This is a genomic window from Anaerosporomusa subterranea (assembly GCF_001611555.1).
Taxonomy (GTDB): domain Bacteria; phylum Bacillota; class Negativicutes; order Sporomusales; family Acetonemataceae; genus Anaerosporomusa; species Anaerosporomusa subterranea.
In genome coordinates this window covers 1,003,451-1,016,835 of record NZ_LSGP01000017.1, presented here as the reverse complement: position 1 = coordinate 1,016,835, position 13,385 = coordinate 1,003,451, and the positions used below count along the sequence as shown (strand labels likewise).

At 46.0% G+C, this 13,385-nt stretch carries 10 protein-coding genes; 1 reads left to right on the top strand and 9 read right to left on the bottom strand.

What is annotated here, in order from left to right:
* Window positions 1-113: 113 nt before the first annotated feature.
* The 3 genes from AXX12_RS12210 to AXX12_RS12200 form a co-directional block, all read right to left on the bottom strand.
* A complete protein-coding gene (locus AXX12_RS12210; RefSeq protein WP_066242847.1) occupies window positions 114-1,631 on the bottom strand; it encodes an anaerobic carbon-monoxide dehydrogenase catalytic subunit in 1,518 nt (505 codons plus the stop codon).
* Window positions 1,628-2,185: a 4Fe-4S dicluster domain-containing protein gene (locus AXX12_RS12205; protein ID WP_066242844.1), complete on the bottom strand. Its 558-nt coding sequence runs from the start codon at window positions 2,183-2,185 to the stop codon at window positions 1,628-1,630. The genes AXX12_RS12210 and AXX12_RS12205 overlap by 4 nt, the downstream gene beginning before the upstream one ends.
* 172 nt (window positions 2,186-2,357) lie before the next feature.
* Entirely contained in the window at window positions 2,358-3,119 is a 762-nt protein-coding gene (locus AXX12_RS12200; RefSeq protein WP_269448404.1) for a MetQ/NlpA family ABC transporter substrate-binding protein, read from the bottom strand.
* Between the two features lie 447 nt (window positions 3,120-3,566).
* Between AXX12_RS12200 and AXX12_RS12195 the strand changes: the two genes are divergently transcribed.
* Window positions 3,567-4,226, top strand: a complete 660-nt coding sequence (locus tag AXX12_RS12195) for a methyltransferase family protein (protein WP_082816827.1) — start codon at window positions 3,567-3,569, stop codon at window positions 4,224-4,226.
* Between the two features lie 191 nt (window positions 4,227-4,417).
* Here AXX12_RS12195 and AXX12_RS12190 read toward each other — a convergent pair whose 3' ends face one another.
* The 6 genes from AXX12_RS12190 to AXX12_RS12165 all read right to left on the bottom strand — a co-directional run bounded on the left by AXX12_RS12190 (window position 4,418) and on the right by AXX12_RS12165 (window position 13,271).
* Window positions 4,418-5,761, bottom strand: coding sequence for an MFS transporter (locus AXX12_RS12190; protein WP_066242836.1), 1,344 nt, complete (start codon window positions 5,759-5,761; stop codon window positions 4,418-4,420).
* A gap of 122 nt (window positions 5,762-5,883) precedes the next feature.
* Window positions 5,884-7,344 (bottom strand): 4-hydroxyphenylacetate 3-hydroxylase N-terminal domain-containing protein, encoded by a 1,461-nt coding sequence (locus tag AXX12_RS12185; RefSeq protein WP_066242833.1) that lies wholly within the window; start codon window positions 7,342-7,344, stop codon window positions 5,884-5,886.
* 40 nt (window positions 7,345-7,384) lie between these two features.
* Window positions 7,385-8,689: an acetyl-CoA hydrolase/transferase family protein gene (locus AXX12_RS12180; protein WP_066242830.1), complete on the bottom strand. Its 1,305-nt coding sequence runs from the start codon at window positions 8,687-8,689 to the stop codon at window positions 7,385-7,387.
* Between the two features lie 263 nt (window positions 8,690-8,952).
* Entirely contained in the window at window positions 8,953-11,043 is a 2,091-nt protein-coding gene (locus AXX12_RS12175) for a sigma 54-interacting transcriptional regulator (RefSeq protein ID WP_156478646.1), read from the bottom strand.
* A gap of 178 nt (window positions 11,044-11,221) precedes the next feature.
* Complete coding sequence (locus AXX12_RS12170; RefSeq protein WP_066242823.1) at window positions 11,222-12,226, bottom strand: electron transfer flavoprotein subunit alpha/FixB family protein; 1,005 nt, start codon at window positions 12,224-12,226, stop codon at window positions 11,222-11,224.
* 280 nt (window positions 12,227-12,506) lie between these two features.
* Window positions 12,507-13,271, bottom strand: coding sequence for an electron transfer flavoprotein subunit beta/FixA family protein (locus AXX12_RS12165; protein ID WP_066242817.1), 765 nt, complete (start codon window positions 13,269-13,271; stop codon window positions 12,507-12,509).
* Between the last annotated feature and the right edge of the window lie 114 nt (window positions 13,272-13,385).

Here is a 13,385-nt window from a genome sequence, read left to right as displayed (position 1 = left end):
AAAAGTCCATCTACGTCGTCACGACTGCGTTTGCTTGCTTGCGTACCCTTATGTACGCGGCGCCGCGCAAGCCTCGCTGTTCCTAGCATCTGAAGCTTTTTCAACTAGTCTCGTTACTCGTTGGAAGTCTGTTGCTTTTGCAACAGACTCTTATTGCTAGCTGTTTCGGCCAGAATCTGCAGCATTTCCGCCGGTTCTGCCAGCGGCATAACCCGTGCGCCGACTTTGGCGAATAGTTCTGTATTCAGCCACTCGGTGGTCGCACTGTCGGCAAAAACAGGATCAAAACCCATCCATGAGTCAATACCGGCGACAGCGAAACTAATCGCGGTTGCCAGCACTTTATTGTGATTGACCTCAGGGAAAATAGCCGCTAGTGGTATATTGTTTTGCTTTAGGCATTTGGCCATTCTTAGGAATTCCCCGGCGTCCTGACATGAGCCAACATTGATAACAGGCGGAATTCCATCTGGCAATACACTTTTCAACTTGTACTGACCATCATTCCAATCCGGCTGGCACATTCCCGCTTTTGCCAAGGCAACGCCTGCGCAACCGGACGATACAATCAGATAACCTGCTTCGATAAAAGCAGTCGCAAGAGCAACCGGCTGCGAATCCTGCGTGTTGGTAATGCTGCCGCAGCCTCCCAGATAAACAACTCCTTTTATCTTCTCGCCAGCGTGTCCTTCAGTCAGTAGTTCGAATAGCCCTGCGGTATTGTCCGCAGTATAGCCAGCATCGACTCGAGCTTTAACTGCCGGGATGACGGGGGGTTTGTTTACTCTGCGTTTAAAGGCATTTTGCGCCCTATCTGCTATAGCCGCATAATCGGCAAAATCTTTCAGTGCCGCCGCGCTAGACACCGCTACCCCCATATTGTCTGCCAACTTGACAACAGCCGGCATTACACATTGACTGCCAACTATCAACAAATCCACGGCGCCGGTCAGTAACGGCGTTTCTTGAGAATCGTAGTTTGTCAATGCCGGTATACTAAATCCGCCGTTCCATTCATTGCTACAAATAGAGCCAAAAACAACCGGAGATTGCAACCCCTCGGCTGCAGCTTTTATGCCTGCCACTACTCTTGAAGGAACATGCCCATGCAAAACAATGTTTATTGCGTCAGCTTGCAATATTCCCAAATTAGTCTCAGTGATACCCGGCTGCCAGTTGCCAAATATACTGTGTTTGGATTGGCAAATTGTCGCGAGAATTTCGGCTGTGTCCTGACCTATCATGATAAGACGCTCATCATAGTTCCTGGAAAGCAGCATTTCATCATCAGCAATCAAGATGCTTCTCAGCAGTTCATTGCTAACACCGCCGTATTCATCAGCGAGTTTCGCCAGCGCAAGCGCTCCATCAGCCGCTTTATTCAATAAATATCTACTTACCAGGTCATTCCTTTCCCGTCCGCAGATGGTACTCTGGCCGGCATCACCAAACGGATTCACGCGGCAAGGGCCTTCCTGGCAATCATTACAACAGATAGCCAATCTGCCGAAGCCGCATTGCGGCTGCTGCGTCTCAGCGCGATCCCAGGCAAGAGGAATCCGACGGTGGCGGGCCGCTAGCAGCGTTTGGGTTACAGCCTTATCGATTGACTTTTTTTGTACTTGCTTCATGGCTTTCTATCCTCTCCTACAATATCAAGGCTAATTACACTGGCATCCGACCCCGGTCGCTGGCAGGCAAATACGGCTAAACGCCCACGTTTTTCAAGCAGCACCTTGCGAAAATCCATATCTTCGCCATAGATCATCGCACCTGTGGGACATGAGTTAACACAGGCTGGCTCTTCCATATGTAGACAGGCATCGCATTTGACCGCCACTTTGTAAGCTCCAGCCGGAACGATAGCACCGAAAGGGCAGGACATAACGCACATCCAGCATCCACGGCACCGCGCCTGCTCAATAAATACAACGCCCTCTGCTTCATCGCGCTGGATAGCGCCTGATGGACACGCCCTTAAACAAGCCGCATCCTGACAATGTCGGCATTGGATAGGAAAACTTGCCCCTGTGCTGCCATGCACGCCAACCCGCGCGATTGGTTTAGGCGTTTCCTGAGCGGCTCCCAATAACGTTCTGCTAACAGAGTCCCGCTCGATCGCGCACTGCAATTCGCAGGACTTACAGCCCAAACATTTTTCCTTGTCTACCCAAATTTTTTTCATAATGCTTCCCCTTCAAGTATCTCGATTAGAGCAGCTTCAAGACTATTGCAGCGCCGAGCAGTAAAATGCGAAAAGCCCTTGATGGGGGGCGGAATTGTTTCTGCCCCCCCAATCAAGGCTTTGTTACTTCGTTATAGAATTATTGCAATGTCGAATTAGTCGAAATCAGCCGTTACCAAGTCGGCAAAACCGAACCCTTAAAATGCTCTACTAAGAATTTCTTAACTTCTTCTGAATGATAAGCTTTGATTAGTTTTTGAAACATAGGATTGTCTTTGTCCTTTTGACGAACAGCAATCACGTTGGTATATGGCGAACTGGAATCTTCGACAGCCAGGCCGTCCCGGGTAGGAACCAGACCAGCTTTCAGTGCATAGCTTGTATTGATGGCGGCAATATCAACATCAGCCATTGAGCGGGGAATTTGCGCCGCTTCTAATTCCTTGATTTGTAGTTTTTTTGGATTTTCAACAATATCCAGGGCAGTTGCCAGTATACCAACACCAGGTTTCAACTTGATCAATCCGGTCTTGTCCAGCAGTAAAAGTGCCCTGCCCCCATTTGTCGGGTCATTAGGTACAGCTATAATTGCTCCGTCCTTAAGGTCAGCCAAATTTTTCACCTTGGAGGAATAAATCCCCATGGGAAGAATAACAGTTTTGGCAACAGACACCAATTTATAGCCCCGGTCCTTGACGTGATTGTCAAGAAACGGCTGATGCTGATAAGCATTGGCATCAATTTCCCCTTGATCCAACGCGGCATTAGGCTGGACATAGTCATTAAATTCAACGAGTTGAATTTTTAAACCTTGTTTTTCTGCAACTTTTTTCACCTGCTCCATAATTTCGGCATGTGGACCAGATGTAACGCCAACCTTGATTACCTTGTCTTCCTTTTTCGTACTATCAGTTGTCCCGCAGCCACCGATCAATGCGGCAACAAAAAAAGCGAGACACAAAGCAACTACTTTTTTCAAGAATTTTCCTCCTCTGAAATTTCATTTCTTCTACATTTAAAACAAAAGAGACGTATAGCGTCCCACGCCATCCGCCTCTGGTTTTCCAGTCAGCTTATAGACTATATTTTATGATTTATGTTAAGGATTGTCAAGCACTGAAGTACATTAATCTATTCTCCGCTTCATCATACCAAAGCCTCCTCTCATGATGAGCCGGTCGAATAGTCTTGTCCAAATCCAACTCTTCGTCACAACTCATGGTTCCTCATTCTTCGCCAACTCGCAATACCTCCTTAATCTTTTCCGGAGCAACCCCTGCCGCGTATAGACTCACACAGTCCAAATATCTAATTATTTACAATAATCGTTATAATGTGCTAATATGATCTCAATCAGAGCGGAAATGGGGACAATGAATATATGTCATTAAAAACCATACGTATTATTGCCAACGGAATTATCACCTTATATTCCTTATTATTAATCGTAAGCCGTCTTATGTCGTTCTCTACCTCTAGCGAGTATTGGCTTTGGGGGATACCGGCTTTGCTAATTACGCTGCTTGATATTTACTTTTTGACTAAAAGCATGCTACGCGAGCCTAAGCGTGCCGACACGAGTACTTCAACCATATTGATTAGCGTGAGTGCTTCTTTGGTCTTTTGTCTTAGCGCATTAGTAATCAACTATCCCGTATTACAATTCCCAGGGCAAATAGTGCTACACGACCTGGGAAAAGTCATTGCCCTCTTGCCTTATCCCTTTATACTATGGGCACTTTTATGTCTCAAAGATTGTCTAACAATTATTCCTGAAGCCCACAGTGTAGTTGCCCGCGGCGTTTATAAGTATTCGCGGCACCCCTTATATATGTGCTATATCGTCTGGGCTATTGCCAACATGATGATGTTTCCTTCCTGGCCAATGCTTGCCATATCGATCGGGCATATCGTCCTATTGGTAATGAGATTTAAGCGAGAGGAAGATCTCTTATTGGCAACCTTCCCAGAATATCTAGACTACTACAGTAAAACAGGCCTCATTGGTAAATGGCGCTTTACGTTTTTAGTCGGCGAATAAACACAGGACTTATGTTTGAGTGTTACGGATAATACGTGGGGATTAACACGGAAGGATGGACCTTTCCTTGCCATAAATCAAATCCGCTAATAATCAAAAGCAATAATTCAAGACAAGTAATAGCCCTTGTATTCCGAGGGCTCTTACTTGTCTGCTATAAGAAACTTTTCATTTACCGCTCTCAAACAGTCTTATGCTTTAATAGTCTGGCTGGCCGGTTTCACCGGTTTATCAATCTTGATATATGTTTCAACGGTAAAAAATAAAGCTGCTGTACCAACAACCATTCCACCGAAACACAGCCAGAATGTCGCAGTATAGGCTTCCACCGGGAACTTACCAGCCACTTTGCCATACCCGTCCAGCATTGTTCCCATAAATTGCTGGAAGAAAGCACCGCCGACAAAATAGAACAGATTAAAGACTCCTATTGCTGTTCCTACTACTTTACGTGGCAAACGCTCGCTCAGATGCGCATAATTAGTGATGTATGCACCACCAAAAGCACCCATGATGAAACAGAATATAGACATTGTTACCGGGCTCCATCCTTGCGGACTAAGAGATATATATAACCACCCTAATGTATAGACAATCGCTCCGGGAATAACAACCTTTTTCCGGCTCTGCATCACACGGTCGGAAATAATGCCTGAAAGCGGACAGCCGACAACCATCCCAACAGCCCACCAGGAAAGAACATTGCTGGCAACTTGCTTGCTAAATCCTAAAATATCCATCATATAAGGAACCGCCCATAACCCTTGGAATCCCATCATTGGACCATACACAAAGAATGCATACACGGCCAGCCAAGGGAAGTTCCGGTTGGTAACTGCTATTTTAATCGCTTCTCTTAGTTTAATGCCGTCGTCCTTCGCTGTCTGGGTAATATCAACTTTTATATTGTCAATTTCATTGATAGTAGGATATCCCATATCCTCCGGTTTGTCGCGAACCAAGAAAAACGTTAACGCAGCGAGGCCAATACTAATGGCTCCCAAATAATAAAACGCCTCACGCCAACCGGTCAGGGCAACAAACTGCGCGAGCGGACCTGCTGCGCCTAATGCTCCGATATTGCCAACAGTCAGCAAAATTCCTGTCAGTGTGGCGAATTCGTAATGCCTGAACCATTGAGCCTGGATTTTCATGATAGGAATATAGACAACAGCTACGCCGACCCCCATCATAACCCGGCCTACCAGTGCCCATTCGTAGCTTGAAGCAATACCGAATAGCGCTGTGCCGATACCGGCAACAACAAAAAAGATAGTTACCGCTAGCCGCGGCCCGAGAAAATCGGCCAACACACCCGAAGGAATCTGCATAGCGGCGTAAGGGTAAAAATAGGCTGCGGACAGCAGACCAAGACTTGTGGCGCTGATATTAAACGTCTTCATTAGCTCGGGGGCAACAACAGCAGGGGCAACTCGGTCAAAGTAAACAAAAAAATAGACCAACCACAGAGTCGCTAAACAGATCCAACGGTACCGCAGCATTTTGTTCGCACGTTCCTGAATTGTCGGTTCCATTTACATCCCCCTTCAAAGTGAATTTGCAGATTTCTCTGTTGGGTCCCCGCCTGCAAAAGGCAGGGACCCCCAGAGATTACGGTCCTCTCCCCGAAGGTGAAAGGCCGAATACAATCTAAACCTTATTTCTTTTTGGGCGGTTCTGCTATTTCGCCAGTTATGCCGGCGATACGCTTAGCATCCTCAGCATATTTTTCCCATTGTGATAGCGCTCTTACAACAAGTTTGGCTCCGTCGGGAGATCCACCGCCATGCATACATCCCGGTACACCGCCACCCACTGTGAGCCACTCGACTAAACGGGCAGCACGCACACGAGATTCACCGTCAGTGCCTGCTTCTAGGCATTCCAGGAGCTGTTTGCCGTAGAGATCAGACTGGAAGTCCTGATAAGTTGGCATACAGCCTGTTTCTGCAATGCCACCGCTGATGTCCTGAGCAATCACCTTAGTCTCATAAGGAAGCTTCGCCACCTGAGTCTTGTTGACATGGGCCAGCAAAGCATCCGGGACAAATAGACCAGATCCATGCTGTTTTCCTTTTAACATCGCGCCAAGGCCTATTCCATAGGTTATTTCATTATTAATGGCCATTTGATTCAGCTTATCCTGAAAAGTCTTGGAGGACAGACCATTAGCTCGCGCCATGTTGATAGCAGCGCCGCACATGACATCTCCCTGCCCGGCGACACAGGCGCCAATTGCCGCACGATACACGGCTGCAAAATTGCCGATAATCTTGCCGCTATACTTGAACTCGCCGCACATAAACACACGGTCATTGGGAACGAACACATCATCAAATAACAGATAGGCTTGCGTAATAATGCCGACTTTCGGGGAATCCCAGCCCTCTTCCTCAGCACGGCTGTCACTGGGACGGCGGGTTTCCACAATCGTTAAACCCGCTACATCTCTGGGAACAGCCACTGCCAGACAGAAATCCTTATCTTCTTCACCATAGCCGCTGCCCGGAACCGCAATAATTTCATGCGCCGCCGCCACGCCGCAGATCTGAATCTTATAGCCCCGGATTACAATCCCGTCTTCACGGATTTCTTTGATGTGAAGGTTAGTATCTTTGTTCTTTTGCTGTGAGGGCTTCAAAGCACGGTTTCCTTTGGCATCAGTAATCGCTCCCGCCAGGGCCAGGGCATTGTCTTCCACGTATTGAAAGTACTTTTTCAAGCGCTCATGATAGTTCGTGCCGAGTTCTTTATCCATGTCATACGTCACAGCCCACAGCACATTCAGACCCGTCCAGCCGGCGCAGGTTGCGCCTTGGCAGGTCCCTGACCACCGGAATTGGTCGCGCTTCATATCGGAATTTCCTACTTGATCAAATACCGTCTGATTCAGCGTGTTCCAGCGATGCGCTTTTTGGCCGCTTAGATGCGATACCGCGGTATAGATTTTCCCTTTCTCCGGATCAAATGACATGTCATACGAATGGGCTACAGAATCAACATGCAGTTTGGTAGCCGGATGACTCGTAACATCCTCTATCAGCTCATCATATTTGTAAATATTAGGCCGCAATTTCCTCAAGCTTTCCCGATATTGTTCACCATTCATTAACGCCATTTTCTTTCACTCCTTTAAATATCGTCCGTATTACCCACGCTTATGGGATCAGACACAGTTTTTTAGCCGAGAACAATAATTCCTCGCGGAACTTTGGATGGGCGATAGCAATTAAAGCCATTGCCCGTTGCGAGGCTGTTTTGCCTTTCAATTTGGAAACACCATACTCAGTCACAACACAGTCAATATCATTTTTGGAGCAAGTTACATGTGAGCCTTCTGTCAACACGGCTTTAATTTTGCTGATGGTGTCATGTTTAGCGGTAGAGTACATTGCTAAAAACGACTGGCCCCCCTTCGACAACCCTGCGCCACGCACAAAATCAACCTGCCCGCCTGTTCCGCTGAATTGCAGTGGTCCTAATGATTCTGAACAGGCTTGGCCGACGAGATCGACCTCCAGAGTCGCGTTAATAGACACAAAATTATCATGCTGTCCAATAATATTAGGATCATTCACATAATCAATGGCATGAAATTCTACCGCTGGATTATCATCCAGGAAGTCATACATCCGTTTAGTGCCAACAGCAAAAGACGCGACCGCTTTATTCGTGTTGATTTGTTTATTTCGGTTGGTAACTACTCCGGCTTCGATGAGGTCAACCATTCCTTCGGTAAACATTTCACTGTGAATGCCCAAATCTCGTTTTACCCGCAGAGCCTGCGCCACAGCATTTGGCATTCCACCTATGCCAAGCTGTATTGTCGCACCATTTGGAATCAGATCCGCAATATAGTTGCCAATCATTTTGTCTTGCTCTGTAAGCGGACCATCCGGCAATTCAAATAACGGACGATTGTTTTCGAAAACAGCGTCAACTTCAGAAATATGTACGATCTGTGAACCATGAGTTCGCGGCATAAACGAATTGACTTCTAAGAATATTTTTTTTGCCCGTGACATCTGTGCTCTGGCTACACTGGCCGAAACGCCAAAGCTAAACCACCCATGTTTATCCATTGGCGACACTGTCGCGTAAAACACATCTGCCTGCACCAATTCGCGCCAAAGCATAGGCGCATCTTTGTAATTGCAAGGCATAAAACCCGCTCTACCTTCTTGAACCGCCTTACGAGCAAAGCCGCTGGTAAACCAAGCTACATGGCTCATCTTACCAGCCATGTCCGGGGCTAAATACTTGAGATTTTGCAAAGTTAATAACAGATGATGCGTTACTCCGGTCAGCCCTTCTCTGTCAACTCGTTCTGCCAAAGCACTGGCCAATCCCACCGGCTCACCCAATGCGCAGGTAGAAGCACAAATGGCATCAGAGCAGACCGCCTTGACCACAGTTTCAGCATTAGCAAGCTTTTCCTGATACATACTTTGCCATCTTTCCATAAGTCCTCTCCTTTCTGAAATCCTTATTCCTACAAACCAAAGTTGCAATTACTGTGCCAACCACCGCCGTCACTCTTCGAAAAGTAAAAAATCAGACCTGACAACGCATTACTTCAGAACTCTGCTGATTTTCGTCAGTGAAAAAAATAAAACTCGACTTAAATAAGTCGAGTTTACTAACGTCCGATTACCGCATTTGACGACTGCTGATTGAATTTTGCATCACGCCAAGAAGAAGCCTAAGCAAAACTCCGGACAAAGCACTATATTCGCAAGAGATGTGCATACGCATCCTCCTGATGCTCTTCTGCATCATCCTTATCGATATGATACTGTTGCATTTTACGAACGATAGTGGATTGGTTAACCTCCAGAACCTTCGCCACCTTGCGGGTAGTCCCATATTCTTTCAACGCTTTTTTCAATAATTGACATTCTGTTTCTTCAATCGCAGTCTTCAGAGGAACAATATTCTTTAAGATGACAGGAGCAATCTTTATCTCATTGTTCTGCAAAAAGTCAGGCAAATGTTCTAGTTGGATAACATCTTCATAAGCCAATACAATTACCCTTTCCAAGGTATTTTCGAGTTCTCTGATATTCCCAGGCCAGTCATATAAATACAACCGTTCTATCACTGAGGATGAAAGATGTTTTTTGCGATGATATTTTGTATTCAATCGGTGTAAAATCATATTAATCAGCGGCGGCAAATCTTCCTTTCGATTGCGAAGGGGAGGTATTTTAATATTGACCACATTGAGGCGGTAGAATAGGTCTTCGCGAAAGCTGCCTTGTCTAACCATCAGGACCAAATCTTTATTAGTTGCAGCTATGATCCTTGTATCAATTTTTATTGTCTTAATTCCCCCGACTCGTACAATCTCCCTTTCCTGCAATACTCGCAATAGCTTAACTTGAAGATTTAATGACAAATCGCCGATTTCATCCAATAGCAACGTACCGCCAGAGGCCAATTCAAACATGCCGATCTTTCCATCTTTTCTGGCTCCTGTAAATGCACCGCCTTCGTAGCCGAACAGTTCGGATTCCAGGAGATTCTCCGGGATCGCGCCACAATTAATTTTTATTAGCGAATGGTCTTTTCGGTTACTTAATAAGTGAATTTTTTGGGCAATGACTTCTTTACCCACGCCAGACTCACCTGTGATGATAATGGTGGAATCCACTTGTGAAACACGGATAACCATTTCAATCACTTTCTGCATCGCTCGGCTCTTGACAACAATATCATCAAATTTATTGCATTGGAGGCGGATTTCATTCAGCTCATTTGCATACCTTCTACTTAGCTCTCTGGTTTCATCCAGTTGAGCCTTCAAATGTTCAAGCGCAGTGATATCTCTGACATTGACAACTACCAAATCCAAGTCTCCACTTTCAGCAAATACTGGCGTCCCTGTGGCGATAATTCTCTGACCTTTCTTAGGGCCTGAAGTAATTTCCAGCATCACTGTGGATGTCTCTCTTTTTTCTAAAGCAAGCAAAGCAGCTGAGTTATCATAAAGCCCCATTGTTACCAACTCTTTCGCTGTCTTACCCAATATTTCCTGACGTGAGAAGCCACAGATTTTTTCCCAGGAGGAATTCACCCGAATAACTTTTCCTTCTCTATCTGCGATATATAATCCGTCATACGAGGATTCAATGATCGCATTCAATTCACTTGCAAGTGCTTTATTCACTTGCAGTTCCAAACTGACTCGATCCAGATCAGAAACATCAATAAATACACCCATAGCGCCGACAACGTGTCCGGCGTCATCCATTAGCGGAGTTCTATTGGTAATAATGCTATAGCCATTAAGCAAAGTCTTCACACCGACAGATGGTTGACCGGTTTCTAAGGTTTCCATCAAGCCCCCATCATCGGTAATAACCGACATATGCTTGCCGTATATCTCCGCGCGGCTCTTGCCTAAGATTCGTTCTGCCGCCGAATTGTAGATAACAATCTGGCCCTCGGTGTTGATGACAATGATGCCATTATAGGTCGAGTTAAGGATCTGACTATATTCAGCAGCCATACTTTTGTATTCAGTGTTAAGAATACGGTAAAACTCGTGCATAGAAACAAATCCGATGTATTGATTGTTTTCATCCGTAATTGGCAATATATCTTCACTTCCCTGCCACTGGTAAGAAAGCGGATTATCATGAATTGAAAAGGCGGTTACTTTTTTTATGTATGCCGCCAGCGAACGCTTCTCAGCTGTAGGCTTTTCACGAAGAAGAGCTCTTATGCTGATCAAACCAATAAAGTAGCCGCTAGTACTTACAACAGGAAGAGAACAATAGGGTAATCCCCTTCCGCATTCCAACGCTACTTCCACTGAATCCCCTTCATAAAGGAGAATATTCCGTATAATATCAAAATGGCTGATATTAATAAGAAACACCCCTTTCTCACCTTGCTGTATACGTTTACTAATTATACCATAAATTGGAATTGACTGCTTTAGTAGGAAATTTAATTAAAATATTTAAAACAGTCAAGTCGCTCTATGATACCTAGAGATTCAGTGCGCTTTGCAATTTTGATGTGAAAATAGGAAGTATTTCATAAAGATCACCAACCACTCCATAGTCAGCGTATTGAAAAATAGGGGCCTCAGGATCTCGATTAATAGCAATGACGATTCGCGAGTCGGACATCCCGATTATATGCTGCATAGCACCAGAAATTCCACAAGCAATATACACCTTGGGTTTAACTCTCGTCCCCGTTTGTCCTACTTGGCATTGATACGGCCTCCAGCCGCAGTCCACTACGGGTCTTGATACGCCCACCGCGCCTCCCAGCACTTGAGCTAACTCGTCCAGCAAGGCAAAATCTTCTGCCTTGTTCAGGCCCTTACCACCGCTCACAATAATATCCGCTTCCGTAAGAGGCTTTATCTGATTACATTTTGTAATCGTCTCCCGAACCCGATACGTCAATTCCTCAGTATGAAAGCCTGATACCTTTCTGATAGCAATAGACCGGTCAATATTTCCGATCTGTAAATTCACTTTGGCAACTACCGGAATCGCATTCGGACTAGCTGTCGCAACAGTAAGCGGCAGTTTGAGGCTGCAAGTCTCCAACAACCTCCCCTCATACACCGTACGGGTAAAGGATGGCGGTTGTTGACACAATTTAATCTCGCAGACATTGCTCAGCAACGTACAAGAACAGCGCTCAGCTAGCCGGGGGGCAATATCCATAGCGGCAGATGTATTGGTTAACAGCACCAACTGGGGAGACTCCCGCCCGATCAAATCAACAATCGGCTGGAGGATCAACTCCGGGTTATGAGTGCACAGGCTCTCATCTTCTAAATACCAGACTGCATCTGCCCCGGCTCTCGCAAGTTCATCCCTGCAACGCGGCGGTATACTCACACCGTAAAGGAAAACCCCCACCGCATATCCAGAATTACAGCCATAATGGCAACAAGCATACACCATTTCCTGATATAGAGTCTTGACGATTCCCTTCTTGACTTCAAGAACTATCAAAAGCCGTTTCAGCATATTACTCACTTCCTAGACAGAATCCAGTGTCCGTTTCTCCTAGAGGCTGTTACAAAACGCCCATCTGCGTTGTACCCGCAAGGGGTATGCCGCCAACACTACGGCGCTAAAGCGCCAAGAGTTGCGCAATCACTCCTGCGGTTACTTGCTTGCGTACCCTGTGTACGCGGTGATGCTAATTAACCAGGTGGCTACAATCGCTGTTACGTCGCATAGGTAACAACGTAGCGTAATCCTCGTCGCGCCTAGCATCTGAACATTTTCTAACAGCCTCACTTTTCTACAGTTGCGTGTCTTTTGAAACACGTTCCCCTAGCAAATGAGTCAGCAGGAAGCTTGCCGCCTGATCGGGAGTGCATCCCGCCAGCACAATTCCTTTTCTTTTACACGAAGATATCTGATATACATACGAGCACATACTTTGCCTATCGTCATCTACCGTCGCAATCACCCGGATAGGCGTTTGATTAGCCAGTAATATATTTCTTACAGTTGGAAAACGCGGCTCATTGATATTTTTATCTACCGCAATCATTGCTGGCAAGGGAACCTCAACCCATTCCAGCACCTCATCATCCTCTCTACGGCAAAAGACCGTAGTATCAAGAACCTCGAATCTCGTCACCAGGTTCACCAGAGGAATTCTCAGCAATTCACTCAGTCTGCCGGGAATCTCTGCTTTATTATCAGCAGGAGAAATCCATCCGGAAAGTATCAAATCAAAGTCGTCCTCGTCTTGGATACTTCTTGCCAGAAGCCTGCTGATAACGACTGCATCCTGGCTAGACGAGAGAATCAAAGTAATCCCATCTGCGCCAAGAGCCAAGGCTCTTCTCAACGTGGTTTCTGATTCTGCTCTGCCAACAGAAACCACTATAACTTCCCCCCCAAATTGATCTTTAAGCTGCAAAGCTTCCTCTAAGGCAAATGTATCATATGGGTTAATATGGTGTTGCAGTTCCCAGTCTTCTATCTGTCCATTCTCACGTAAAGTCACGCTTGCTTCTACAGCCAATACCTCTTGCATCAGCACCAAAGTTTTCACGGCACCTATCTCCCTCATTAGCGGCGGATCCGCTAGCAATGTAAACTCCCGTGTGCTAATAAACTGAATTAGTGCTCAAATGGTGTAAAGGCCCTCGCACACAAAATACGAGGG